This window comes from Actinoplanes sp. CA-252034, from assembly GCF_050956125.1.
Taxonomy (GTDB): Bacteria; Actinomycetota; Actinomycetes; order Mycobacteriales; family Micromonosporaceae; genus Actinoplanes.
In genome coordinates this window covers 6355248-6378681 of sequence record NZ_CP191846.1, presented here as the reverse complement: position 1 = coordinate 6378681, position 23434 = coordinate 6355248, and the positions used below count along the sequence as shown (strand labels likewise).

The 23434-nt window shown below is 71.3% G+C and carries 24 protein-coding genes; 11 read left to right on the top strand and 13 right to left on the bottom strand.

The genetic code is table 11. The features are described 5' to 3' along the window. Nucleotides 1-12: 12 nt before the first annotated feature. Nucleotides 13-396 carry a hypothetical protein gene (locus ACQPZW_RS29450; RefSeq protein WP_433789277.1) on the bottom strand — a complete coding sequence of 128 codons (384 nt, stop codon included), beginning with the start codon at nucleotides 394-396 and terminating at the stop codon, nucleotides 13-15. A gap of 11 nt (nucleotides 397-407) precedes the next feature. Next, a complete protein-coding gene (locus tag ACQPZW_RS29445; RefSeq protein ID WP_433789276.1) occupies nucleotides 408-920 on the bottom strand; it encodes a hypothetical protein in 513 nt (170 codons plus the stop codon). 193 nt (nucleotides 921-1113) lie between these two features. On the opposite strand from ACQPZW_RS29445, the gene ACQPZW_RS29440 reads away from it, so the two are divergent. Then, entirely contained in the window at nucleotides 1114-1926 is an 813-nt protein-coding gene (locus ACQPZW_RS29440; RefSeq protein ID WP_433789275.1) for a hypothetical protein, read from the top strand. A gap of 1 nt (nucleotide 1927) precedes the next feature. Here the strand turns inward: ACQPZW_RS29440 and ACQPZW_RS29435 are convergent, their stop codons facing one another. Further along, nucleotides 1928-2971, bottom strand: coding sequence for an FAD-dependent monooxygenase (locus ACQPZW_RS29435; protein WP_433789274.1), 1044 nt, complete (start codon nucleotides 2969-2971; stop codon nucleotides 1928-1930). 64 nt (nucleotides 2972-3035) lie between these two features. Between ACQPZW_RS29435 and ACQPZW_RS29430 the strand changes: the two genes are divergently transcribed. Beyond that, nucleotides 3036-3608 (top strand): TetR/AcrR family transcriptional regulator, encoded by a 573-nt coding sequence (locus ACQPZW_RS29430; RefSeq protein WP_433789273.1) that lies wholly within the window; start codon nucleotides 3036-3038, stop codon nucleotides 3606-3608. Between the two features lie 234 nt (nucleotides 3609-3842). Here the strand turns inward: ACQPZW_RS29430 and ACQPZW_RS29425 are convergent, their stop codons facing one another. Genes ACQPZW_RS29425 through ACQPZW_RS29405 form a run of 5 tightly spaced genes read right to left on the bottom strand, consistent with a single transcriptional unit; the run spans nucleotide 3843 to nucleotide 9288 of the window. Beyond that, nucleotides 3843-4025 (bottom strand): HEAT repeat domain-containing protein, encoded by a 183-nt coding sequence (locus ACQPZW_RS29425; protein ID WP_433789272.1) that lies wholly within the window; start codon nucleotides 4023-4025, stop codon nucleotides 3843-3845. An 18-nt stretch (nucleotides 4026-4043) separates the two neighbouring features. Next, complete coding sequence (locus tag ACQPZW_RS29420; protein WP_433789271.1) at nucleotides 4044-5810, bottom strand: HEAT repeat domain-containing protein; 1767 nt, start codon at nucleotides 5808-5810, stop codon at nucleotides 4044-4046. Nucleotides 5811-5830: 20 nt separating this feature from the next. Beyond that, the gene (locus ACQPZW_RS29415) at nucleotides 5831-7003 is read right to left on the bottom strand and encodes a UDP-N-acetylglucosamine--N-acetylmuramyl-(pentapeptide) pyrophosphoryl-undecaprenol N-acetylglucosamine transferase (protein ID WP_433789270.1); all 1173 of its coding nucleotides are present in this window, start codon (nucleotides 7001-7003) and stop codon (nucleotides 5831-5833) included. Between the two features lie 43 nt (nucleotides 7004-7046). Further along, nucleotides 7047-7850 (bottom strand): IclR family transcriptional regulator domain-containing protein, encoded by an 804-nt coding sequence (locus ACQPZW_RS29410; RefSeq protein WP_433789269.1) that lies wholly within the window; start codon nucleotides 7848-7850, stop codon nucleotides 7047-7049. Nucleotides 7851-7863: 13 nt separating this feature from the next. Beyond that, on the bottom strand, nucleotides 7864-9288 hold the full coding sequence (locus ACQPZW_RS29405) for an amidohydrolase family protein (RefSeq protein ID WP_433789268.1): 1425 nt from the start codon (nucleotides 9286-9288) through the stop codon (nucleotides 7864-7866). A gap of 175 nt (nucleotides 9289-9463) precedes the next feature. Here ACQPZW_RS29405 and ACQPZW_RS29400 point away from each other — a divergent pair, with 175 nt between their 5' ends. The 6 genes from ACQPZW_RS29400 (at nucleotide 9464) to ACQPZW_RS29375 (ending at nucleotide 15013) form a co-directional block, all read left to right on the top strand. After that, a complete protein-coding gene (locus ACQPZW_RS29400; protein WP_433789267.1) occupies nucleotides 9464-10600 on the top strand; it encodes a CaiB/BaiF CoA transferase family protein in 1137 nt (378 codons plus the stop codon). Continuing rightward, nucleotides 10585-11352 carry a citryl-CoA lyase gene (locus ACQPZW_RS29395; protein ID WP_433789266.1) on the top strand — a complete coding sequence of 256 codons (768 nt, stop codon included), beginning with the start codon at nucleotides 10585-10587 and terminating at the stop codon, nucleotides 11350-11352. The genes ACQPZW_RS29400 and ACQPZW_RS29395 overlap by 16 nt, the downstream gene beginning before the upstream one ends. A gap of 11 nt (nucleotides 11353-11363) precedes the next feature. Next, nucleotides 11364-12227, top strand: a complete 864-nt coding sequence (locus ACQPZW_RS29390; RefSeq protein ID WP_433789265.1) for an extradiol ring-cleavage dioxygenase — start codon at nucleotides 11364-11366, stop codon at nucleotides 12225-12227. Next, the gene (locus ACQPZW_RS29385) at nucleotides 12224-12586 is read left to right on the top strand and encodes a hypothetical protein (protein WP_433789264.1); all 363 of its coding nucleotides are present in this window, start codon (nucleotides 12224-12226) and stop codon (nucleotides 12584-12586) included. Before ACQPZW_RS29390 ends, ACQPZW_RS29385 begins: the two co-directional genes overlap by 4 nt. Then, entirely contained in the window at nucleotides 12583-13488 is a 906-nt protein-coding gene (locus ACQPZW_RS29380; protein WP_433789263.1) for a quinone oxidoreductase family protein, read from the top strand. The genes ACQPZW_RS29385 and ACQPZW_RS29380 overlap by 4 nt, the downstream gene beginning before the upstream one ends. A 127-nt stretch (nucleotides 13489-13615) precedes the next feature. After that, nucleotides 13616-15013: a family 43 glycosylhydrolase gene (locus ACQPZW_RS29375; protein WP_433789262.1), complete on the top strand. Its 1398-nt coding sequence runs from the start codon at nucleotides 13616-13618 to the stop codon at nucleotides 15011-15013. Nucleotides 15014-15059: 46 nt separating this feature from the next. On the opposite strand, the gene ACQPZW_RS29370 is transcribed toward ACQPZW_RS29375, so the two are convergent. Beyond that, entirely contained in the window at nucleotides 15060-16652 is a 1593-nt protein-coding gene (locus ACQPZW_RS29370) for a methyl-accepting chemotaxis protein (protein ID WP_433789261.1), read from the bottom strand. A gap of 90 nt (nucleotides 16653-16742) precedes the next feature. Continuing rightward, the gene (locus tag ACQPZW_RS29365; protein ID WP_433789260.1) at nucleotides 16743-17501 is read right to left on the bottom strand and encodes a group II truncated hemoglobin; all 759 of its coding nucleotides are present in this window, start codon (nucleotides 17499-17501) and stop codon (nucleotides 16743-16745) included. 264 nt (nucleotides 17502-17765) lie between these two features. Here ACQPZW_RS29365 and ACQPZW_RS29360 point away from each other — a divergent pair, with 264 nt between their 5' ends. Beyond that, the gene (locus tag ACQPZW_RS29360) at nucleotides 17766-18647 is read left to right on the top strand and encodes a calcium-binding protein (protein ID WP_433789259.1); all 882 of its coding nucleotides are present in this window, start codon (nucleotides 17766-17768) and stop codon (nucleotides 18645-18647) included. 55 nt (nucleotides 18648-18702) lie between these two features. On the opposite strand, the gene ACQPZW_RS29355 is transcribed toward ACQPZW_RS29360, so the two are convergent. Together ACQPZW_RS29355 and ACQPZW_RS29350 are read right to left on the bottom strand one after the other, a co-directional pair. Then, on the bottom strand, nucleotides 18703-20217 hold the full coding sequence (locus ACQPZW_RS29355; RefSeq protein ID WP_433789258.1) for a non-reducing end alpha-L-arabinofuranosidase family hydrolase: 1515 nt from the start codon (nucleotides 20215-20217) through the stop codon (nucleotides 18703-18705). A gap of 212 nt (nucleotides 20218-20429) precedes the next feature. Further along, on the bottom strand, nucleotides 20430-21902 hold the full coding sequence (locus tag ACQPZW_RS29350) for a sigma-70 family RNA polymerase sigma factor (RefSeq protein ID WP_433789257.1): 1473 nt from the start codon (nucleotides 21900-21902) through the stop codon (nucleotides 20430-20432). 153 nt (nucleotides 21903-22055) lie between these two features. Between ACQPZW_RS29350 and ACQPZW_RS29345 the strand changes: the two genes are divergently transcribed. Next, on the top strand, nucleotides 22056-22199 hold the full coding sequence (locus ACQPZW_RS29345; protein WP_433789256.1) for a hypothetical protein: 144 nt from the start codon (nucleotides 22056-22058) through the stop codon (nucleotides 22197-22199). 88 nt (nucleotides 22200-22287) lie between these two features. Then, nucleotides 22288-23145 carry a Clp protease N-terminal domain-containing protein gene (locus ACQPZW_RS29340; protein WP_433789255.1) on the top strand — a complete coding sequence of 286 codons (858 nt, stop codon included), beginning with the start codon at nucleotides 22288-22290 and terminating at the stop codon, nucleotides 23143-23145. Here the strand turns inward: ACQPZW_RS29340 and ACQPZW_RS29335 are convergent. Next, nucleotides 23093-23353: a DNA-binding protein gene (locus tag ACQPZW_RS29335; RefSeq protein WP_433789254.1), complete on the bottom strand. Its 261-nt coding sequence runs from the start codon at nucleotides 23351-23353 to the stop codon at nucleotides 23093-23095. The genes ACQPZW_RS29340 and ACQPZW_RS29335 overlap by 53 nt on opposite strands. Nucleotides 23354-23434: the final 81 nt, after the last annotated feature.

The window sequence follows — 23434 nt, the reverse complement described above, 5'->3', positions numbered from 1 at the left end:
CGGACGGCGCCGTCAGCCCAGCGCGTCCGCAAGCTGCAGATAGGTGGGAGCCAGCCGGCGCAACGTCTCGGCCGCGGCCTTGTCATCGCCGCTGACCAGGTCGTACTGGAGGCCTCCGACCGACCGTGCCTGCCCGGTCGCGATCGCCGCCGCGCGGTCGAGGCCGAGACCCGTCAGCGCGGTCGCCGCGTCGGCCAGCCGTCGGGCGCCGGCCCGCACCGCGAAGTGGATGAGATGATCACGCGTGGCCGGTTCGAGCCCTTCGGCGACCTGCTCGCCCAGCCGCTGCAGTCCCTCGGCGCCGCCGAGCGTGCCGGGTGGCACCGGCAGATCACGGCCGCGGAGCCAGGCGGCGGCCCCCGGCAGCGCGGCGCGCAGCGCTTCCCCGCCGGTCACCGTCTCGACATTCACAAACCACTGCGCATCGTGTACGGGTGAACCCGGTACCCGATGGTGTCGGCGCGCCAGGCGGCCAGAAACAGGGGAGCGGGCAGGGTCGCGTAGGGAAACCCGTGTGGATCGTGGAACCGGACCATGTCACCGTCGACGTCGAGCACGGTCACGAAGTGATCCGACCGGATCGGCCCGTTCATGCCCGGTATGTGGCGCAGCAGCCCGAACTCGACCGGCCCGACCAGAACCGGCCCGTCCGCTTCCCGAAGCCTCGCGAGGGCCGTCTCCGCATCCTCGGTCCAGTCGCGCCGGCATTCCCACCCGAGGAGCTCGATCGCGAGGTCAAGCCCCAGATCGGGATCCCATCCGTACGGGTCGAACAGTGGCAGCCGCCCGCCGAGCAGCTCGAACCCGAACGGTGACCCGGTGAGCACCTCCAGCACGGACGGCGACGGTGCGCCCGCCCCGAGAGCCATGGCGAGCGAGTTGGCATAGCAGTAGGGCCCGGACCCGATGTAAGGAAGCATGTCCCGACGGTCCCCTCTGACATGGTGGGAGAGTCAACGTCGCGCCGATCCGGGAGGTCGGTGCGGACGAATCCGGCGGCCGGTCCTGAAGCCGCAAGCCACCCGGCCGGATGTAGCGGGCCGGTCCGGATCCCGACAACGATAACCGTCCCCTGTGGGTGCCCGGCCCGGGTCCGCGGGCGTTGGTGACGGTATGGAACAGGGATCGGAGCGGAGACCGGTGGCTGTCGCCGGCATCGTGATCATGGGCAGTGGGGTGGTGGCGCTGCTCGCGGCGCTGTGGGCGGCCCGGCGGGCGGTACGGGGCACGGAGCTGTTCGGGTGGTCCACGATTCCGGCTCTGTGGCCGCTGCTCAGCGCGGTGCTGGTGGCCGCGCTGATCGTGATGATCAGTCCACGGCACGCCCGGGAGGCGGCGGTCGTGACGCTCGTCTGTGCTCTCCAGTTGGTGGGCGGTGGGATCGCGGCATCGCGGGACTGGTTCGACGTCCGGGGTGGCGGCAACCTGTCTCCGTACCTTTTGGTGGTCCTGATCCCACTGACCGTCGTCCTGGTGGCCGCGATGACCGTCGCCTGCTGTGTTGCCGTGGTGCTGCTCTGGCATCCGGGCATGACGTGGCGGCCGCAGAGCCCCGGATGGGTCGCCGCCGGAGTGCTGATCGCGGCCGTCCCGCCGGTCCTGATCCTCCTGGAGGGCAGCGAGGAGGTGACCGTCGCCGGGCAGATCGCCCTGGTCTGGTCGTTGCCGTGGGCGGCCGGGATCGCCGCCGCCGGCTGGCTCGACAAGCCGCTGCGCCGCATCGCCGCCGCGACCGTGCTGGCCGGCGCCGTCCTGACGCCGGCGATACTGATCACGTGGGCCCTGTCGTGGGCGGCCCTGCATCTCGTCGACGCCGTCGGCCGGGACGCCCTGATGATCGGAGCCGTCGCGGTGCTCTCGGCCTGGGCCGGTGTCGCCTACCTGATGTGGCGGCGGGAGCGTCGCCGGGCGCGACTCGTCGCCTGACTCATTCCGGCGGACCGGCGAGCATGCTCGCCCACAACAGTCCATCGCGTACGGGCAGAGCGTGCCGCACCCGGCTGAGGCGTCCGGCGGCCCCGGCCATCCGGGCGAGTCGTCTGGTCACCGGGCGGCGACGGCGGTCATAGCTCCGCAGCCCATCGGCCGTGGTCGACGTCTCGCGCAGGCAGCGTGCCAGGGTGACCGCGTCGACGAGGGCCTCGCACGCGCCGCGCCCGAGGTCCGGTGTCATCGCGTGGGCGGCGTCGCCGATCAGGACGGCGTTCCCGCTGACATACGACGGCAGCGGGGGAGTGACATACACGTCGTGGTGCAGGATGCCCGCCTCGGTGACCGCCTCCAGGACCGGGGCCACCGGGTCCGCCCAGTCGCCGAACATCCGCCGCAGCACGCCCGCCTCCTCGCCGGGGTGGAAGCTGCCCGGCGGCGCTCCGGCGGCGGCGAACCAGTTGGTCCGGCCGCCCTCCTGCGGGGTCACGCCGAACTTGGCGCCCCGGCCCCACATCTCCACGAACATGTCCGTCGAGAGGCCGTCGACGGTGCCGCGCCAGGCCGTGGTGCCGGAGTAGCGCGCCCGGTACGCCGGACCGAACAGGTGCTCGCGAGTCCGGCTGAACACGCCGTCGGCGACCACGATCAGATCGGCGTCGAGGCTGCCGAGGCCGTCGACGGGATCGGCGAAGCGGATGTCGGCGTCGACGGCGGCCCGGTGCAGGATCGTGAGCAGGGCGGGCCGGGAGATCAGGTGGACCGGGTCGTCGGCCGGAGTGCGGATCGTGACGATCCGTGAGCCGTCGGGGCGGCGCACCTCGCCGGACCGCTGCGGGGCGCCCGTCTCCCGGACCGCCTGGCCCGCCTTCATGGCGTCCAGCGCCCGCAATGCCGCCGGCCACATGCCCAGCGCTGTGCCGGCGGCAGGCAGTGCCGCGTCTCGTTCCCGGACCGTGACCCGCCAACCGTCGTTGCCGAGAGCCGTCGCGGCGGCCAGCCCGCCGATGCCGCCACCGATGATCACCGCATGTCCACGCATGACCTCAACGTACAACACTTGTTGTGATTCGACTACAGGCGTTGTAGGCCGGTAGGGTGACCGGGTGCCATCCCGTCAAGAGGATCTCCTCGACGCCGCCATCGGAGTTCTCGGAAACCAGGGGGTGCGGGCGCTCACACACCGGGCGGTGGACGCGGCCGCCGGCGTGCCCCTGGGCTCGGCCGCCAACTACTTCAAGACGCGGGACGCGCTGATCAGCGCGGTCGTCGAGCGGTTCGCCGAGCGCGACCGGGCAGGTTGGCAGGCGATCGCCGGGTTCGTCCGGCCGTCCGACCCGGGCGAGCTGGCCGGGGCGCTGAGCGCCTACGTGATACGGGCGCTCGGGCCGGATCGCGCCATGACGATCGCCCGATACGGGCTGTTCATCGAGGCGGCGCTGCGGCCCGCGCTCCAGGAGCATCTCGCGACGTCGGCCGCCGAGCTGCGCCGCTGGGCGACACAATGGCTGCGGGCGATCGGTTCGACCGACCCCGAGCGCGAGTGTACGGCCGTCATGGACTACCTGGACGGGCTGATCCTGCACCAGCTCGCGTTCCCCGGCCCACCCGACGACCTGGCGGCGGCCATCGACCGCACCGTCCGCTCCCTGGTCACAACCGGCCGCACCGCGCCCTGACCGACGCCTCGTGATCGCCGCGCCGCCCCGGCAGCCACCGCGCTCTGACCGACGCCCCGTGATCGCCGCGCCGTCCCGGCCATCGGGCGCTCGTCGCTGAGGGTCGCCGGGAGCCGGCCGGGCAGCCACCGGATTCCCTCCTCAGAACCGTGGTGAGGAAGGACCGCCACCGGCCGGTTGCTCAACACGGTCATGGGAGTGGGCCTGAGCGACGCGACGGCACCCGCTACGAGGTCACCGCAGACCGAACCGCCGCCGGAGTCGCTGTGACGCCGTGCCGGCCGCCGCGCGGACCCGGGGGTCGGGGTCGTCGCGGAGGGCCCGGACCGGCTTGGCGGCGGCCCGGTCGCCGAGACGGGCCAGCGCGGTGGCGGCGTGCGCACGGCAGAGGGGATCGTCGTCGGCGAGCGCCTTCAACAGGATGTCCCGGGGTTTTCAGCCGGGCTTGTGGCCGAGCAACCACAGGTAGGCACGCCGGACGTGGACGTCGCCCAGCAGGTACACGTACTGCACCGGGCCGTCGATCGCGGCGAGAGCGCGGCCGGCGGCGTGCCGGGAACGGCGGTCCGGCGCCGTCCGGAACACGTGCCACAGGCTCGGCAGCGCCCGCGGGTCGCCGATGCGGGCCAGAGCCACCGCGGCCCGGGCGGCGTGAACGGTGCCGCAGAGCCGGATCAGCGCGGTGACCGCCCGCTCGTCGCCGTGCCGGGCCAGGACCCGCGCGGCCCGGTCACGGACCGTCGGGTGCGGATCGTCGCAGGCCGTGACGGCGGCGTCGGTGACCTCGGGGCCGCCGATCCGGTCCAGCGCCCGCAGTGCGTGGTCGCGGATGTCCGGGTTCGTGTGCCGGGCCAGGTCGAGGAGGGTGGGCACGGCGTCGCGGGAGCCGATCTTGCCCAGGGCGTCGACGGCGGGCATCGGAGCCGACGACGACCGGGCCAGCCGGCACAGCGCGGGCACGGCCGCGACGGCCCGCAGCTCTCCCAGCGCGAACGGCCCCTCGTGCCACCACTGCGGCTCGGCGAGCTGATCGATCAGGATCGGCAGGACGCTGTCCCCGTGCTCGGTGAGCCAGCCCGGGGCGTCGCGCCACGGCGGGTCGACCGGGTCCAGGGGCCGGGCCAGCAACGCGGCTTCGGCCTCCGGGCCGCCGATGGCCCGCAAGCGCCGCACCGCCTCGCGCCGGGTCCAGCGCAGTTGTGGCTCGATGCCGCTCACCACCTGCCGGAGCAGCCTGATCTCCGCGTCGTCGCCCGGACCGGACAGACCGCGGATCGCGACCGTCGCCACGTTCGGATGGTCCAGGTCGACCCGGCCGAGCAGCAGCTCCCGGTCCGCCGGGTTCCGGGCGGCGGCCCGGGCCAGGACCGCGACCATCCGCTCCCAGCCGTCGGCCGCCTCCCACCACTGCTCGGACATGCGCCGCATCGGCTCGAGAACGCTGGTCTGCGGCTTCGACGCGAGCGCGTAGATCGGGCCGCGAACCGCCGTGAGACAGCAGTTGCGGGCTCTCCCCGCGACCTCCGCGCGGTAGGCGGCGAGCAGGTCGGCCGCCGCCTGCGCGTCCCCGCGTTCACCAAGAGCCCGCGCGAACGGTCCGAGGTGCTCACCACGAGCCACGACGGCCGGCGTCGCCGAGGCGGGCGCGGACGGCGAACCAGCGGCGTCGGCGGACGGGGCAGACGGGGCCGACGGGGCCGACGGGGCGGACGGAGCCGGCGCGGCGGGTGCCGCGGGTGGGGCCGGCGTGACGGGCGCGGACAAGGAGGAACCGGCGGGGAGCGGGGCGGGAGCGGACAGGGAGGTGAGTCCCAGGAACTCGGCGAGACGTAGGCCCTGCTCACGGAACCACTGCGGGTTGGGGCCGCCGTTCTCGGTGAGGACGGCGTACCGGATCAGGGCCGCCCCCGGATCGCGGAGGAGACGCTCGGTGAAGGCCTCGGGCCAGTCCGCGGGCCCCTGCTGGACGGTCTCGACAAGGTGGACCACCGCCGCCGGCACCCCGGCCCGGTACAGCTCCATCGAGGTGACCCCGCGCCCCGGCACCGCATACAGCCAGGCCGCCTGCACCTGGGCGGCGCTGCCCCCGGCCGCCGCGACTTGCCCGGCCACCCGCGCCAGATGCTCGGTGAAGAGCCCCTCGCCGAAGAGCTGCCCCCGGTGTGCCCGGCCGGCGATCCGTCGTGCTGTGCCCAGTCCCATCAGGACATTGAAGCTTATCGTTACAAGGCGCCGGCGGCGGCGGTGAGGATCTCGGTGACGACCTGGTCGGCGGCGCCCGGCTTGCCGTGGCCGGCGGCGTTGTGCGCCAGCGTGTCGCGCCGCTGGGGGTCGGCGAGCAGGGTGTTCAGCGTGTCACGGAGCCGCTCGGGGGTGGCGTCCGCGCCGTCGAGCATGACGGCCGCGTCCTGCTGGGCCAGGTGCCGGGCGGTGATGCGCTGCTCGTCGCCGGCCGCGTGAGGGTACGGCACGAGCACGCACGCCTTGCCGAGGGCGGTGAGCTCGGCGACCGTGCCGGCGCCGCTGCGGGCGACCACGACGGCGGCCGCGGCGAGCAGGTCGGGCAGCTCGTCGTGGATGAAGTCGAGGACGTGGTAGCGGTGTGCCAGGTGGGCGGGCAGCCCGGCGGCGACCTGCTGCATCTCGGCGTGGCTGAGGCTGCCGCACTGGTGCACGATCTGGCAGTGCTGCAGCAGGTCGGGCAGGGCGCCGGTGAGCATCCGGTTGATCTGCTGGGCTCCGGCGGCGCCTCCGGTCACCAGCACGAGTGGCACGGCCGGGTCCAGCCCGTACGCTGCGAGGCCCTTCTCCGGGTCGCCCTGCAGGACGGCCGGGCGGATCGGGTTGCCGGTGACCACCGCCTTGGCCCGGGCCTTGGCCGGCAGATGTTCGAGGGAGGCCTCGTGGCTGAGCAGGATGCGGCTCGCGAACCGGGCCAGGATGCGGTTGGCCAGCCCGAGGCTCAGCGTCTGCTCGTGCATCAGATAGGGCACCCGGAACAGGGCGGCGGCCAGCCCGATCGGCACCGACACGAAACCGCCGGTGCTGAGCACGACCGCGGGCCGGGTGCGGGCCACGGTGAACGCGGCCTGCAGGATGCCGAGCGGGATCCGGAACGCGTCGACGAAGTTGCGGGCCAGATCGCGGGGGCTGACCGAGCGGCGCAGCTTACCGGTGGTGACGGCCTTGAACGGGATCCCGTTACGGACCGCGATCTTCGCCTCCAGGCCTTCGGCGACCCCCACCCACAGCAGCTCGGGGGCGGCGCCGGTCTCGGCGAGCCGGGCCTGCAGGGCGTTGACCGTGGTCAGGGCGGGGTAGGTGTGCCCGCCGGTGCCGCCGCCGGTGACGATCATGCGCAGTCCGCGCAGACGCTGGGTGCCGTAGACGGACATGTGAAACCACTCCGAGCCTGCCGTGCCGATGGGACGCCGCAGTCTACGCCGTGACCGACGGGATGGTGGCGGTCAGCGCCCAGTCGTGACTGATGTCGGCCGCGGTCCGCAGGAGTTTCGGCAGGTGGTCGTCGAGGAGGGTCTCCACCGACGTCTCGGCTGCGTGGACCGTCACATTCACGGCGGCGACGACGGTGCCGTCGCCGTCGCGGACGCCGGCGGCCACCGACCGTATGCCGGGCGCCAGATCCTGGTCGGCCAGCGCCCAGCCTTTCGCGCGGACCTCACGCAGCGCGGTCTCCAGCTCGGCGGCGGCGGGCTGCCATCGGGCGGCGATCCCGGAGCGGGACGGCTCGGCGAGGACACCGGGGACGGCTGCCGGCGGCAGGGCCGCGAGCAGGACCTTGCCCATCGAGGTGGCTGCCGCGGGGAAGCGGGTGCCGATGTTCACCGCCAGGGTCACGATCTTCGGTACGGCCACGCGAGCCACATACACGATGTCGGACCCGTCGAGCTGGGCCATCGACGTCGACTCGTTGGTCTGCGCGACCAGTCGCTCCATGTGCGGCCGGGCCACGTCCCACATGCTCAGCGAGTCGACATACGCCATGCCGAGGTCGAGCACGCGCGGGGTCAGGGCGTAGCCACGGCCGGCGCCCCGCACGTACCCCAGGGTCTCGAGGGTTATCAGGATCCGCCGGACCGTCGGGCGGGCCAGCCCGGTCGGCCCGGCTATCTCGCTGAGGGTCATCGACGGGACGCCGGGCCGGAAGGTGCGCAGGACGTCGAGGCCGCGTGCGAGCGCCTCGATGAAGTCGGGACCCGTGCCCCTTCCGGTGTCAGTCATCCGGCCAATGCTTTCATTCGTGCGAACCCGAGCCGTAGTCGGTGTACTGGTACGGGTTGTCGAACAGCTCGGCTTGCGGCAGGTCCGGGTTCTGGCCGCGCAGCCACGCCTCTTCGCCGAGTGTCTCCCGCAGGTACGAGACGGTGCTGTCGACGCCGGCGCGGGCGGCCGCGAGGTCGACGCCGACGAGCCTGCCGTCGCGCTTCACGACGGTCCCGCCGACCACGACGGTGTGCACGTCACCGCGCTGGGCCTGGAAGGCGACGTGGCCGTACGGGTGCAGGATCGGGAACATCGCGGGCGAGGCGTCGTTCTTGATCAGCACGATGTCGGCCTGGCGGCCCACGGTCAGCGCGCCGAGCCGGGAGTCCAGGCCGAGCGCCTTGGCGCCGCCGCGGGTGGCCCAGTCGACGACCTGTTCGGCGCGCAGGTGGTGGTGGGTGACGGTCTCCTGCTTGGCGTGCGCTTCCAGGTGCTCGCGGGACCGGTCGGCGCTGAGCGTGGTGCGCATGGCGGTGAACAGGTCGCCGCTCCACCAGACGCTGCTGTCCATCGACAGCGACACCGGCACGCCGTAGCGGCGCAGCGCCCAGGTGGGCGGGTAGCCCTGGCCGGCGCTCTGCTCACTCTCGGTGGAGACGCTCACCGAGCCGCCGGTGGCCGCGATCCGGTGGTACGAGTCGGCGCTGAGCGTGGCGGCGTGGACGTACACGGTGCCGGGGGTCATGAAGCCGTTCTCGTACATCAGGCGGATGCCGTCGTCGTTGGTGGCGCCCCAGACCCCGGCGTGGGTGGTGACCGGGACGCCCAGCTCGCGGGCCACCTCGAAGGCGGCCTTCTCCGGGAACGCGGGATCGCCGGTGACGTCGAAGGCCAGCTGGAAGCCTTCGAGCCGCCCGCCGTCGATGCGGCGCCGGTGGAAGTCGCGGAAGCCGTCGGAGGCCGACCACTCCCACGGGCCCTGCTGGATGTTGCCGTAGGCGAGGACGAACCGTCCGGGCACCGCTTCCAGGGCGTCGACCGCGGCGTCGGCGTGCTGCGGGGTCTGCAGGCCGTGCGACCAGTCGACGGTGGTGGTGACGCCGGCGTCGAGGGCCTCGACGGCGCCGAGCAGGTTGCCGGCGTGGATGTCCTCGGGCCGGAAGTGTCTCCCGGACTCCAGGTAGTACCAGACGAAGTACTGGGTGAGGGTCCAGTCGGCGCCGTACCCGCGCATGGCGGTCTGCCACAGGTGGCGGTGGGTGTCGATCATGCCGGGCATCACGATGCCGCCGGAGGCGTCGATCTCCTCGGCGTCGTCCGGGGCGGTGAGGTGGTGGCCGATCGCGGCGATCCGGCCGTCCACGGCGAGCACGTCGGCGCCGGTCAGCACGGTATGGGTGTCGTCCATGGTCAGGACCAGTCCGTTGCGGAAGATCACCGGTCTTGCGACGCTCATCTGCGCTCCTTTCGGACTGCTGTCCGCATGGCGGTCAGCGTGGTCAGGCCAGCGTGTTCCCGGTCACTTGCGTTGTCAAGGATTTGTTTCGACGCGGTGACGTAGTGGTTGACACGGCTCATGATGGCGAGCAGTCTGGTTTGGCGGACAGGTGTCCGTAGAACGGGCGGTACTGATGGTTGAGCAACCCAAGGGCCCACTGGACGGCCTGCTCGTCGCCGACTTCTCCCGGATCCTCGCCGGGCCGTACGCGACGATGCTCCTGGCCGACCTCGGCGCGCAGGTGATCAAGGTGGAGGGACCGGGCGGGGACGACACCCGCACGTGGATGCCACCGGTCCGTGACGACGTCTCCACCTACTACCTGGGCATCAACCGCAACAAGCGGTCGATCGTGCTGGACCTCAAGGACCCGGACGACCGCGCCGCCGCCCAGGAGCTGGCCCGCCGCGCGGACGTGATGATCGAGAACATGCGTCCCGGCGGCCTGGCCCGGTTCGGCCTCGACTACGACACCGTCGCCGCGGCCAACGAGCGCATCGTCTACGCCAGCATCAGCGGCTTCGGCGCCGGCGCGGGAGCCGCCATGCCCGGCTACGACCTGATGGTGCAGGCGATCTCCGGGCTGATGAGCCTCACCGGTGATCCGGACGGCTCGCCCTTCCGCGCCGGGATCTCGGTCTTCGACGTGATGGCGGGGCTGCACGCGAACATCGGCATCCTGGCCGCCCTGCACCGGCGCGCCGACAGCGGACGCGGCCAGCACGTCGAGGTCAACCTGCTCAGCTCGGCGCTGTCCGGCCTGGTCAACCACTCCAGCGGGTACGTGGCCGGCGGCACCGTTCCCTACCGGATGGGCAACGCGCACCCGAGCCTCTTTCCGTACGAGCCGTTGCCGGTCCGCGACGGCGAGCTGATCGTGATCGCCGGCAACGACGGGCAGTTCCGCAAGCTGTGCCGGGTCCTCGGGCTCGACGGGCTCCCGGAGGATCCACGATTCGGCCGCAACCAGGACCGTACGGCCAATCGCGAACAACTGCGGCCGATCCTCGTGGAACGCCTCCTGACGAGGACCCGCGACGAGTGGTTCCGCGACCTGATGGCGGCCGGGGTGCCCTGTGCGCCGATCAACACCATCGACGGCGGCGTCGCCATGGCCGAGGAGCTCGGCCTGAATCCGGTGGTCACCGTGGGCGGCGTGCCCGGCGTCCGCAACCCCATCACGTTCTCGGAGACCCCGGCGCGGTACGAGCTGCCGCCGCCCGGACTGGACGAACACGGCGAGGAGATCCGTCGATGGCTGACGAACTGAGGTTCCCCACCGGACTCGGGACCTCCGACAGCGACAGCATCTCGCTGCTCGGGCAGGACCTCGCGGCCGATCTGATGGGGAGGGTCGGGTTCGGGGAGTTGGCGTTCTGGCTGGTCGCCGGGCGCCGGCCGAGCGCGGGGGAGGTGCGCCTGTTCGAGGCGGTGCTCGTGGCGCTGGCCGATCACGGGTTCACACCGACCGCCATCGTGGCGCGTCTGACGTACCTCTCCGCCCCTGATTCCCTGCAGGGAGCGCTCGCGGCCGGGCTGCTCGGCGGCGGCTCGCGATTCCTCGGCGTGACCGAGGACTGTGGCCGATTCCTGGCCGCCGAGCTGGCCGGCGCCGACGGTGACGACGTCGACGCGATCGCGCTGGCCGCGGTGACGAGGGCCAGGGCGGAGAAGCGATTCGTGCCGGGCCTCGGGCATCCCGTGCACAAGGTCGAGGACCCGCGGACCCCGGTTCTGATCCGGATCGCCACCGAGGAGGGCATCTACGGGCCTCACCTGCGTCTGTTCGAGGCGATCGGTCGCGTACACCCGCAGGTCCTGAATCGAAGGCTGCCGCTCAACGGCGCCGGAGTCTGCGGCGCCGCCCTCGCCGATCTGGGGTTGCCGGTCGAGATGCTGCGCGGCTTCGCGCTGCTCGCCCGCGCCGCGGGCCTTCTCGGGCAGATCGCCGAGGAACGTCGCCGCCCCATCGCCGACCAGATCTATCTGACCGTCGACCGCAACGCCGTCTACGAGGCATAGGAAGGAGCCACATGGCCAGCATCGTCGCGGTCATCGCCTCGACACATCACCCCTTCTACTACCGGGCCAGCACGTCGACCGGGGAGGACCGCCCGCCGTTCGCCGACGAGTGGACGGCCAAGATCCTCGCCTTTCGGGAGACGCTGACCCGCGCCAACCCGGACGTCCTGGTGATGGTCGGCTCTGACCACTTCCACCAGCTGTGGCTGGACAACATGCCGCAGTTCCTGGTCGGCAAGGCGCCGATGTACGACGCGAACTGGTACAACGAGGAGCGCGAGTTCGGCCTGCCGCGGATGACGCTGAAAGGCCAGGAGGACCTGTCGTCGCACATCCTGCGGGCCGGCCTGGACGAGGGGTTCGACCTCGCGTTCAGCAACGAGCTGCGCATCGACCACAGCATCACCTGCCCGATCATCACGCTGCGGCCCGAGGCGGACCTGCCGATCGTGCCGATCTACACCAACATCTTCGCGCCGCCGCTGCCCCGGCCGACCCGGTTCGTACAGCTCGGTTCAGCGTTGCGGACCATGATCGGGCAGTGGCCGTCGCACCTGCGGGTCGCGGTGATCGGAACCGGTCATCTCTCGTTGGAGCTCGGAGGGCCACGGCAGTTCGGGCCGCACGGGCCGGACCCGGCGTTCGACGAGAGGGCCGTCGAGTGGATCGCCAACGGCGACCTCGACGGATGCCTGCGGGAGGTGACCCTGGACAGCCTGCACGCACCGGGGAACGCCACCCACGGGTTCATGGACTTCATGCTGATGATGGGTGTCGCCGGGGCCGGGGCGAAAGCCGACTATGTGGACACGTTCGACCTGTTCCACACGATGGAGGCCTACTTCACCTGGTATCCCGAGGGAGCGCCGGCATGAGCAGATATCTGCTGAACAAGTTCCTCTTCACCGTCGACCGTGATCCGGAGCTGGTCGAACGCTACCGGGAAGCCCCGCGCGAGCTGGTCACCTGGTGGGAGTCGACGATGGCGAACTCCCTGCTCAACTGCCATGGCGACGAGGCGAGCACGTGGCTGGCGCTCACCCCTGAGGAACGGGATGCGCTGATCGGCCACGACCACGTGCGGCTCTTCGAGATGGGCGCCCACCCGTTCCTCACGTTGACGCTGTTCATCGCCCTGTTCGAGCGGGACAACACCGAACCCCTCGAATACCAGAAGGCGTACGGGGCGGCGCTCTCCGGGTTCTCGCTGCCGTACCCGGACATCGCCACATGATCGACGCGGTCGTTCTGCGGGAATGCGGGCGGCCGCCGGCCCTCGAACGGCGGCCCGCCCCGGAACCCGGCGACGGTCGGGTGCTGATCGACGTGGTGGCCGCCCCGATCACGCCGCTCGACCTGCTCTGCGCCTCCGGCACCAGCTACTTCGGGACGCCGGCCACCCCCTACGTGCCCGGTGTGCAAGGGGTCGGGCACCTTCGCGACGGTACGGCCGTCTGGTTCGCCACCGCAGCCGGAATGCAACCGGGCGACGGGAGCATGGCGTCGGTCGTGGCGGTCCCGTCGGCCGACGTCGTCACGTTGCCGCCGGGTGCGCCACCGGTGCTGGTCGCGGCCCTCGGGCTGTCGGCGGTGGCGGCCCACGGCGCGCTGCACGCGGGCGGCGGGCCGTCCGGCCGGGACGTCCTGGTGCTCGGCGCCGGCGGGGTGGTCGGGCAGGCGGCGATCCAGCTGGCTCTGCTCGGCGGCGCGAGCCGGGTGATCGCCGTGGCCCGTTCCGAGACCGCTCTGCGCCGCGCCGAGAGCCTGGGCGCCACCGCCACCACGATCGAGCACCTCGACGGGCCGGCCGACCTGGTCGTCGACCCGGTCTTCGGCGAGCCCGCGGCGGCGGCGCTGCGGGTGCTGCGTCCCGGCGGGACCCTGGTCAACCTCGGTTCGTCGGCCGGCGCGACCGCGCCCATCGACTCGGCCACCCTGCGCAGCCGATCGTTGCGAGTCGTCGGCTACACCAACAACGCCCTGTCCCCGGCCCGGCGCGCGACCATGATCAGCGAGATCGCGGCCCACGCCACGGCCGGCCGGCTCACCGTGGCCCATGAGGCGGTCCCGGTCACCGGCATCGCGGACGCCTGGGCACGCCAGGGCTCCGGCCGCCGGGTGCTCACCTTCGGATGACGACCAGTTTGTTATCGATCACAGTGCATCCCACGAACGGCTGTGATCGAACATGTTCGGATCGTTGACTGTGAATCTGTGATCGCTAACGTCCAGGGGGTCGGCTCACCGCCCTGGAGGAACGCCCATGTCCGCCCGCTCTCTGCTCGCCGCGTCCCTGCTGATGACGGGCTTCGTCGTGGTGCTCTCGAGCTCTCCGGCGCAGGCGGCCACCCTGGCCACCGGCGCCCGGTCGCTGGAGTCGGTCAACTACCCCGGCCGGTTCGTGCGCCACCTCGACAGCCTCGGCCGGATCGACCCGATCACCGCGAGCAGCACCGCGCAGGCCAAGCTCGACGCCACCCTCACCGTGGTCAACGGCCTGGCCTCGCCCTCGTGCTACTCGTTCCAGGCCAGGAACGGCCAGTTCCTGCGGCACCGTGACTACCGGCTGCGCCTGGACACCAACACCGGCGACGCGACGTTCCGCGGGGACGCCACCTTCTGTGCCGTCGACGGCTCGGTCGCGGGCTCGGTCGCGCTCGCCTCCTACAACTATCCGGACCGGCGGATCCGGCACCGCGACTACGCGCTGTGGCTCGACGCCTATCAGGACACCGCGACGTTCCGCGCGGACAGCTCGTTCCGCCCGGCCACCCCGTGGGCGCCGAAGACCGCGAAGAACCCGGTGCTGCCCGGCCTGTTCGCCGACCCGCAGATCGTCAACTTCAACGGCCGCTACTACCTCTATCCGACCACCGACGGGTACGCGGGCTGGGGCGGCACCTACTACAAGGCGTTCTCCTCGACCGATCTCGTCAACTGGACCGACCACGGCGTGATCCTCGACCACGGGCCGGACGTGTCGTGGGCCGACGACTCGGCGTGGGCGCCCGGCGTCGCCACCCGCAACGGCAAGTACTACCTGTACTTCTCCGGTGGCCTGGCCACCGGCAACACGGCCAAGCAACTGGGTGTGGCGGTGGCCGACTCGCCGACCGGGCCGTTCCGCGACGCGCTGGGCCGGCCGCTCGTCGCCAGCGGCCAGTTCTCCGGTGGGCAGGCCATCGACCCGGCGGTCTTCACCGACACCGACGGCCAGTCCTACCTCTACTGGGGGCAGGGCGTGTGCCGGGCGGTGCGGCTCAACGCCGACATGACCTCCTTCGACGCCACCGCAGTACGCACGATCACGCCCGCCGGCTACAACGAGGCGCCGTTCGTCATCAAGCGCAACGGTGTCTACTACCTGATGTGGTCGGAGAACGACACCCGGAGCGAGGACTACCGGGTCGCGTACGCCACCGGCACCTCACCGCTGGGCCCGTGGACCAAGCGCGGCGTGATCCTGCAGAAGCGCCTCGACCTGGGCATCAAGGGCACCGGCCACCACTCGGTGGTGCAGGCGCCCGGCACCGACACCTGGTATGTCGCCTACCACCGGTTCGCCGTCCCGGCCGGTGACGGCACCAACCGGGAGACCGCCGTCGACCGTCTCGAGTTCAACACCGACGGCACGATCCGCCCCGTCACCCCGACCCTCTGACCCCGCCCGACCCGCTGCGGCGCCCGCCCGGACCGGGTGGGCGCCGTCAGTAGCGGAAGGCGCCGACCAGGACGTTCAGCTCGCTGGACATGCGGGCCAGGTCGTCGGTCGCCTGGCGGGTCTGGCTGACGCCCCGGCTGGTGCTCTCGGCGGCGGTGGCGACCATCGTGATGTTCTGCGCGATCTCGTTCGCGCCGGTCGCGGCCTCGGCGACACTGCGGTTCATCTCCGCCGTCGTGGCGGTCTGCTCCTCGACCGCGGACGCGATGGTGGTCTGGAAGTCGCTGATCCGGGCGATGACATGGGAGACCTCCTGGATCGCGGAGACGGCGCCGGTGGTGTCGGCCTGGATGGTCTCGATGCGCCGGGAGATGTCCTCGGTCGCCCGGGCCGTCTCCTGGGCCAGGTCCTTGACCTCGGAGGCGACGACCGCGAAGCCCTTGCCCATCTCGCCGGCCCGGGCCGCTTCGATGGTGGCGTTCAGGGCCAGCAGGTTCGTCTGCTCGGCGATCATCGTGATCACCTTGATGACGTTGCCGATCTCGGCCGACGACTCGCCCAGTTTGCTCATCGTCGCCGACGTGGCGGAGGTGATGTCGACGGCCTCGGAGGCGACCCGGGCGGCCTCGGTGGCGTTCTGGGAGATCTCCCGGATCGAGGCGCCCATCTGCTCGCTGCCGGCCGAGACGGTCTCCACGCTACGCGACACCTCCTCGGCGGCCGCCGAGACGGTCTGCGCCTGCGACGACGCCTGATCGGCGGAGGCGGCCATCTGCAGCGCGGTGGCGGACATCTGCTCCGCCGCGCCGGCCAGCGCCGACGCCGAGCCGTCGATGGTCTGCACGGTACGCCGCAGGTTCTCCACCGCACGGTCCAGCGCCTGCGCCATCTGGCCGGGCTCGTCCCGCGACGTCACCCCGCTGGTCCGGGTCAGGTCGCCGTCGGCCAGCGCCTCGCACACACCCTTGACCCTGGTCAGTGACCCGACGATCCGCCGGGCCACGGCGACGCCCAGAGCCAGCGCGAGCAGCGCGCCCGCGACGATCATGATGATCGAGGCTCGCCGGCCGTTCTCGTAGCCGGTGTGCGCACGGTCGCCGTTACGGGCCGCGTCGGCGGTCTCGGCGGCGTCCATCGCGACCAGCTCCGCGTCGACGGCTTTCATGATCGGCGCGACCTTCTCGTTGCGGACCCGGGCCCATCCGGTGAGGTCCTTGCGCGCACCGGCCGGCAGCAGCTCGTCGTGGGCGACCCTCACGTACGAGTCCCAGGCCGCCTGCACGCTGTCGACGGCGTCGGTGGGCGCCGCGGGACTGCTCGCCCGGTAGGCGTCCATCGCTGCCTCGAACTCCTCCTCCCGGGTGTCGAACTCCCTCGTGAAGGTGCCGATCTCCGTCTGGTCCTGGGCGATCGCCTGGTTGGCCGTCGACAGCCGTGTCCGGTAGAAGGCGGTCTTGAGCTCGCCGACCGCTTTGATGCTGGCCACGTTGCTGGTCAGGATCAGCTCGGCTGCCTGGCTGCTGTGGCGCAGCTCCATCAGGCCGAACACGCCGACGACCACCGCGACCACGACGCCGGCCACCACCACCGCGAGGATCTTGACGTTGACGCTCAGATCGTCGAAGAACGATGTGGCCACGGCGGGGGCCCCTCACGCAGGTGGAGAACAGAGCACGAACCCTCACTATCGCGCCCGAAAGCGTGACGTGAGGGCCCTTCGGATAATTCGTCAGCCCTGGTAGGGCGGCGCGACACCCCAGCCCCACAGCGGCACCGGGGCCTGACGCGGCGGGGTCGCGCCCGGCTGGGAGTTGGCGAGCGCCAGCCGTGTGCCCCACTCGAGGTAACCCACGAACGCGGCCCGGAACTCGGGATCGGCGGGCAGGCCCACCTCATCGGCGGCGTCGACGAGCAGGTCGACCCAGCGGCGCCGCTGCCGCTCGGTGATCGCCTTGCCGAGATGGTGGCCGAGCATCGCCGGGTAGCCGCCGCGCTCACCGGTGTAGCGGGCCGGGCCGCCGAACACCTCGGCCAGCCACATCGCGACGTGCCTCGGGTGGCCGGGATCCATGTGGGCGAACAGTGGCCCGATCACGTCGTCGGCGGTGACGAGCTGGTAGAAGCGCTCGGTCAGCCGCTCCAGCGCCTCGGTGCCGCCGGCCCACTCGAACATGCTGGGCACCGATCCGCCGGCCCCGGTCACCGCGGTGCGCTCGTAGTGGCGCATCTCCTCGATCGCCCCGACGTAGGGGCGGATCTCGGCCAGGAATCCGGGGAACAGGTCACCGCCCCGGAAGCCCTTGAGGTGGTCGTCGGCGGACGTCCACACGATCCGGAGAATGTAGACACCCGGCTCGTCGGAGCAGCGGCTCAGCTCGTAGTCGACGCACTGGGGCGCCCGTGCCAGGAATCGGGCGGCGCGTGCGTACGCCTCCTCGAACGCCGTGGTGTCACCGGGAATGCGATACCGGATGTATTCGACCGTCATCCGTCCACCATAGAGGGTGTAAGGCTGTAAGCATGTAATTACCGACGGGGTGCTTCCGTGAGTGATCTACGATCCCGGCACGTTCGGTGAACAGTTCGGCGAACGGGGGAGGAACGACACATGTCCACACACGTGTGGCTGCGCAGACTAGGGGTGACCCTGGTCGGCGCGACGGCCGCGGTCGGCGCGGTCGCTGTGCCCGCCCAGGCCGCGAGCACCGGGATCGCCTAGCTGCGGGTCCAACCGTACGAGGCGGTCGACCTGGTGTTCAAGGCCGGCTCGGGCAAGCGGAACTCGGTGGTCGTCACGCGCTCGGGCGACACGGTCACGATCGACGACCGGGTCACTCTCCGCGCGGGTAACGGCTGTAAGCAGGTCAAGGGTGACAAGACCCGGGTGCGCTGCCGGATCGGGACGGACTTCGAGTATCTCGACGTCGATCTCGGCTCGGGCAACGACAAGGTCACCAACCGGACCGGCCTGCGGCTGTTCGCCAAGGGCGGCTCCGGCAACGACGACCTGATCGGCGGGTCCGGATACGACTCGCTGTTCGGCGGCGGCGGCGCGGACCGCCTCTGGGGCAACGGCAACCGTGACTTCCTGGCCGGCGAGGACGGCAACGACGCCCTCGCAGGCGGCGCGGGTGACGACAACCTCAACGGCGGCAAGGGCGACGACCGGGAGTACGGCGGCGCCGGCAACGACAGTCACAGTCAGGGTCATGACGGGAGCTGGGCGGACGCCGACCTGATCTCCGGCGGCGCGGGACGGGACCTGCTCTCGTACTCGGGCCGGAAGAAGGGCGTCAGCGTCGACTCCGACAGTGGTAAGAAGGACGACGGCCGCAAGGGCGAGGGTGACACCGTGCTCGGCATCGAGCACATCGTCGGTGGCCTGGGCAACGACACCCTGGTCGGCACCAGCCGCAACGACATCCTGTCCGGTCTGGCCGGCGACGACCACCTCGACGGCCGCCTGGGCGACGACCGGCTCTTCGGCGGTCCGGGCGCCGACCGCCTCGACGGCGACGGTGGCTACGACCACCTGGACGGCGAGCAGGACGGGGTCGTCGACTTCCTGGACGGTGGCGACTACGACGACACCTGTGTCCAGAACTCCGACGGCGAGTCGCTGTTCGGCTGCTAGCACCACATGACGAGACGCCCCTCTCCGACCGGGGAGGGGCGTCTCGCCGTGTGGATCAGCGCTGGCGGGTCAGCAGACCCGGCCGGTACGGCCACTGACCGTAGTCACCGCCCGAGCCGGGCGCGCGACCCTGGTACAGCAGTTGCAGGTTGCAGGGGTCGATGGTCATGGTCTGGTCGGCGCTGGTACGCAGCAGCTCGCCGTGGCTGATGTCGTTGGTCCAGGTGGCGCCGCTGTTGGCCTTGCCGGCGAAGGGGTTGCTCTGGGTCGCCGCGTTCGGCGTCCACGAGCCGTTCAGGCTGGTGGCGGTGAACGAACGGAAGTAGCGGCCGTTGGAGCTCTGGGCCTCGACGATCATCAGGTACTGGTTCTGGCCCTGCACCTTGTAGACCTGCGGCGCCTCGAAGAGGTTCTCCGCGGTGTCGCTCATGATCGTCGTGTACGAGGAGCCGAAGTTGCCGGGGAAGTTCCCGATCGGCATGCTCGCCCGGTAGATCTTGCCGTTGTCGCCGGCGAAGAACAGGTACATGTTCTGGCTGTCACCGATGACCGTCTGGTCGATCGGGCCGGTGTTGGAGCCGGTGATCGATCCGGTGAACAGCGCCTGCGCCGCGGACCAGCCGTTCGGGTTGGTCGGGTCGCTCGACGTGCGGTACATGAACGGCGCCGCACCCCACTGGTAGGTCAGCACCCAGATGTTCTTCGGCGCGAAGTAGAACAGCGACGGCGCGACCGCTCGCTGGTTCATCGCGTTCTGCGACGCCGAGCCCATCTGCGACCAGTTCGAGAACAGGCCGAAGTTCATCGAGCCCCAGTCGCTGCCGGTGCCGACGCCGTGGGTGGTGGCGTACACGAGCTGCTGGCCGTTGTACGGCGCGACCGTGAAGTCCTTGAGCGACGCCCAGCCGGAGCGGGGGTTCGCCAGCACACCGGTCGACGACCAGCGGTAGCTCGACGGCAGCGCGCAGGTGCCGCCCGGGTTCGACGGGGACGGGGACGATGTGCCGCCGCCGACCCGCACCAACTGCCACTGCTGGTTGGCGCCGTTCCAGTCGGAGTACTGGACGATGTTGGCGTTGTCCGCCGTGGAGGCGCCCTGCACTTCCACGGCTTTTCCGCTGTTCCGGTTGATCAACTGGATGTAGCCGTCGATGTCCTGGATGCTGAACTGCTGGTTGGTGGTGTTGTTGTCGGTCCACTGCACGATCGAGCCACCGTCGGCGGTCGAGAAGCTGTAGACCTCGAGGACCTTGCCGGAGTGCCGCGATTTGAGCCGGTAGAAGCCGCCGCCGGAGTCGACGAACTGCCACTGCTGCTGCGCCTGGTCGTTGCGGGTCCACTGGGTGATCCGGGCGCCGTCGTTGGTGGCCAGGTTGTAGACGTCGAGAGCCTTACCGCTGGTGCGGTTGACCAGCACATACGACGCGCTGGTGTCGATCGTCGCGGCGGACGCGGCGGTCGCGGTCACCGCGACGGCGCCGCCTCCGGCGAGCAGGACCAGTGCGGCGAGAGCAGTGCGCCAGGGTCGCCGCCCCTTTGACGGTACGGGTGTGAGCTCACCCATCGACATGAGGTTCTCCCGGGGATTCGTGGTGAGGGGAACGGATCGTCGCCGGACCGGGGGAATGGTCCGACATTCGGATTGAGAACGCTAACAATCGTAGGTGCGATGTTGCCAGATGAATTCCGGCGCATCAAGTTGTCGTTATCGATTACTCGTGCGACCATCTCGCGACAGCGCCTATAACGGTTTTCCGGCGAATGTTTTTTACGCGACTCGGGTCAACCGGCGAGCGGTGGCCGTACCAGAAAGGAGTCATCCGCGCCGAAGGCGTCGGCGCCCTTGGACTGATCGACCCAGAGCTCGTCGCCGCGGTGCCGCAGGAACCAGCCACGATAGTTGGACGCCTCCAGGGTCACCGTGCCGGGAGTCCCACCCGGCCAGGCGCAGAACGTGGCGTCGCCGCGGAACAGATCGGTGCCGATGTTCTCGTCCAGCCGCACCCGCCACGACGCGTGCCGCAGGTAGCGGCCGTCCTGCACCCGGAATGAGAAGCACCGCGCGTCGGCCAGCCCCGCGACCACCTGGAACGTCGCCTGCCGTCGGGCCGTGGCCGTGGTCCCGGGGCCGACCTGCGTCAGCATGCCCAGGTCACCGCTCACCGAGACGAAGCGCCCGGCCGCGTTCGCCGACTCCAGCGAGAACGATCCGGTCCGCAGCGTGCCGGTGCTCGCCGCGGAGGCGACCCCCGGCGGGGGCGGCTCCTCCGGCCGGGTCGGCCCCACCGCGACGGCCGTGATCCCGGCCGCCAGGGCGCCGGCGGCCACCGTCGCCACCACCGGATGCGCCGCGGCCGCTGCCCGGACCCGCCCGGTCGCCGCGGCTGCTCCACCGTGGCCTGCGCCGGCCACCGCATCGGCGCCGCTCCCGCCCACGCCGGCCGTCCCGGTGTGCTCGCTGCGGGCCAGAACCGCCGCCACCAGCGCCGCCGGGGCCGGGAGCAGGACCAGGTTCGGTAGCAGCCGGTCGGTCTCGACCAGATCGACGGCGGCCCGCAAGCACACCGGGCAGCCGCGCACGTGCCGGGCCAGGCGCTTACGCCACAATGGACCGGCCACGCCGTCCCAGCCGGCGGTCTCCGCGTCGAGCTCCGGGCAGACCGGCCGCGCGTCCAGGGCCGCGACGATGGTCCGGCTCAGATCCAGCTGGGTACGCATCCGCTGGACCCGCACTCCCGCGTGGATCACCGACACTCCGAGCGCCTCGGCCAGCTCGGCCCGGGTGAGGTGCCCCGCCACCTCCAGCCACCACAGCGACAGCAGCGCCCGGTCCTCCGGGTTCAGCCAGCGTGCGGCCCGCTGCACCTGCCGCCGCTGCGCCGACAGCTCCACCTCGAAGACCGTGACGTCCTCGAATGCCGCCCCCGCATCGGCGAGACCCACCGCCTCGTCGAGCGGCGCGGTGTGCGCGGCGGCCCGGCTCATCCGGTGCTGATGGGTGCTGACATGCCGCAACGCGATCGCCGCGAGCCACGGGCGGAAGCTCTCCGGCGACCGCAGCGCCGGCAGCTGCCGCAACGCCCGCACCATGACGTCCTGCGTGACGTCGTCGGCGTCCGGATGCCCGCCGAGCACCTGCCGGACGATCGTGTAGACCATCGGCAGGTGCGCCGCGACGAGCTCGTCCCGCGCGGCCCGGTCACCGGCCTGAGCCGCCCGCACCAGACCGGGGCCGTCCATTCGGGTAGCTCGCATGCCCACCTCGGTGCCAACGGGTATTCCGTGGATGAGGTTTACCGAGCGCGGTCGGTGTACGCAAGGTTTCCGATCCATTTCGCGCCATCTTTCCGTGTGCCTCGATCTCGTCGCCGAAAACCGTTATGCCGGAGCCTTGGAAAGAGTCGCATCGTGACCGTGACGACGATCGGGGTGATATCCGGCTCCCGCCGGCCGGGACGGGAGATCGCTATCGGCCACTTCGTCCCCGAGGGCGAACGCGGCAGCGAGATCGTGTATCGGCAGCGACCCATCGGCACGGGGCGCGCCTGCTGATGTCGGCGGCCGGGTACTACTCCGGTCGTAGGCGATATCGGTCTGTGGACGGACGCGGACCATGGCGGTCGATTTCTAGTCTCGGGTCATGACAGACAAGGTCTCCGCGGTCATGACCGCGGCCAAGGCGCTCGGCGGGCAGAGGATAGGCACCGAACACCTGCTCGCCGGGACACTGAGAGCCGGGGCCGGGGTGCGGCGCGTCCTCGACGCCCACGACGTCACGCCGACCGTGCTCCACGCGGTCCTCCGGGCGCAGGCCGGGCGGTGGGCGACACCGGACGACGCCTCGGCCGCCGTCGACCGCGCCCGGCTCGCGTATGGCGAGCCCAGCGCGGAGCAGTTGCTGCTGGTGCTGTTGGAGGACCCACAGTCGCATGCGGGGGAGCTGCTGCGGGAGTGCGGGGCCGATGTGGACGCGGTGCGCGAGGCGCTGATGTCGGGCCGGGCGCCGGCTCGGGTCGAGCGGATGCCCGCGGAGCTGGTGGCGGTCCGTGACCGGCTGATCGGGCGATCCCGTTACCGCGGGCGCGGCGTGCGGAACTACCTGCGATCCGCGATGGGGCGGAAGCGTGTCAACTACGCCGAGGTGCCGGTGCTGTGGGCGTCGCTCGAGGCCGACCTGATCGCGAAGGCGCGCGGCGGCCCGAAACGGACCGACGACGTGCTGCGGGCGATGCTGATGACCTACGAGGTGGCCTGCGCCTACCCCCATCTGCTCGGCCCGGCGCACGAACGATACGAGGGCGTTCGTGCGCTGGTCGAGATCGGTGTGGACTGGCGGCACGTCGCCCGGTGGGACAGCGGCGACGAGGACCGGCTCCCGGTGAAGGAGCTGCTCAAACCCGGTGCCGACTGGCCGGAGGACACCAGTGCCCTGTTGGGCGTGCTGGTCAGTCATCCGGGAAGCCGGGCGGGTCGGCTGCTGGCGGAGAACCTGGTCTGAGCCGCTTGCGAGCCGCCTCCCCCGGCCGGTAAGCCGTGATCCACTCCTCGACCTGATCGCCGAGCCACACCGCACCCTGCGCCAGGTGCGCGACCGGCCTGGGGAAGTCGGGCCGTTGGGTGATCTTGTATGTGCGCTGACGGCTGATGCCGCCGAGGAGGATGCGGATCTCGCGGTTGCCCACGAGGTACATCGGTCGCCAGGCCATGCGTACGACTATAGTCCGTAGACTAGATGGCTCATGCCGGGGGGTGCGGCTCGGATCCCGTGCCGGCGTCCACCGATCCTC

What these genes read in the sequence shown, in the direction of transcription:
- ACQPZW_RS29445 (WP_433789276.1), bottom strand. Translation starts at nt 920, where the DNA reads ATGCTTCCTTACATCGGGTCCGGGCCCTACTGCTATGCCAACTCGCTC.
- ACQPZW_RS29440 (WP_433789275.1), top strand. Translation starts at nt 1,114, where the DNA reads ATGGAACAGGGATCGGAGCGGAGACCGGTGGCTGTCGCCGGCATCGTG.
- ACQPZW_RS29435 (WP_433789274.1), bottom strand. Translation starts at nt 2,971, where the DNA reads ATGCGTGGACATGCGGTGATCATCGGTGGCGGCATCGGCGGGCTGGCC.
- ACQPZW_RS29420 (WP_433789271.1), bottom strand. Translation starts at nt 5,810, where the DNA reads ATGGGACTGGGCACAGCACGACGGATCGCCGGCCGGGCACACCGGGGG.
- ACQPZW_RS29415 (WP_433789270.1), bottom strand. Translation starts at nt 7,003, where the DNA reads ATGTCCGTCTACGGCACCCAGCGTCTGCGCGGACTGCGCATGATCGTC.
- ACQPZW_RS29410 (WP_433789269.1), bottom strand. Translation starts at nt 7,850, where the DNA reads ATGACTGACACCGGAAGGGGCACGGGTCCCGACTTCATCGAGGCGCTC.
- ACQPZW_RS29405 (WP_433789268.1), bottom strand. Translation starts at nt 9,288, where the DNA reads ATGAGCGTCGCAAGACCGGTGATCTTCCGCAACGGACTGGTCCTGACC.
- ACQPZW_RS29400 (WP_433789267.1), top strand. Translation starts at nt 9,464, where the DNA reads ATGGTTGAGCAACCCAAGGGCCCACTGGACGGCCTGCTCGTCGCCGAC.
- ACQPZW_RS29395 (WP_433789266.1), top strand. Translation starts at nt 10,585, where the DNA reads ATGGCTGACGAACTGAGGTTCCCCACCGGACTCGGGACCTCCGACAGC.
- ACQPZW_RS29390 (WP_433789265.1), top strand. Translation starts at nt 11,364, where the DNA reads ATGGCCAGCATCGTCGCGGTCATCGCCTCGACACATCACCCCTTCTAC.
- ACQPZW_RS29385 (WP_433789264.1), top strand. Translation starts at nt 12,224, where the DNA reads ATGAGCAGATATCTGCTGAACAAGTTCCTCTTCACCGTCGACCGTGAT.
- ACQPZW_RS29380 (WP_433789263.1), top strand. Translation starts at nt 12,583, where the DNA reads ATGATCGACGCGGTCGTTCTGCGGGAATGCGGGCGGCCGCCGGCCCTC.
- ACQPZW_RS29375 (WP_433789262.1), top strand. Translation starts at nt 13,616, where the DNA reads ATGTCCGCCCGCTCTCTGCTCGCCGCGTCCCTGCTGATGACGGGCTTC.
- ACQPZW_RS29365 (WP_433789260.1), bottom strand. Translation starts at nt 17,501, where the DNA reads ATGACGGTCGAATACATCCGGTATCGCATTCCCGGTGACACCACGGCG.
- ACQPZW_RS29355 (WP_433789258.1), bottom strand. Translation starts at nt 20,217, where the DNA reads ATGTCGATGGGTGAGCTCACACCCGTACCGTCAAAGGGGCGGCGACCC.
- ACQPZW_RS29350 (WP_433789257.1), bottom strand. Translation starts at nt 21,902, where the DNA reads ATGCGAGCTACCCGAATGGACGGCCCCGGTCTGGTGCGGGCGGCTCAG.
- ACQPZW_RS29340 (WP_433789255.1), top strand. Translation starts at nt 22,288, where the DNA reads ATGACAGACAAGGTCTCCGCGGTCATGACCGCGGCCAAGGCGCTCGGC.
- ACQPZW_RS29335 (WP_433789254.1), bottom strand. Translation starts at nt 23,353, where the DNA reads ATGGCCTGGCGACCGATGTACCTCGTGGGCAACCGCGAGATCCGCATC.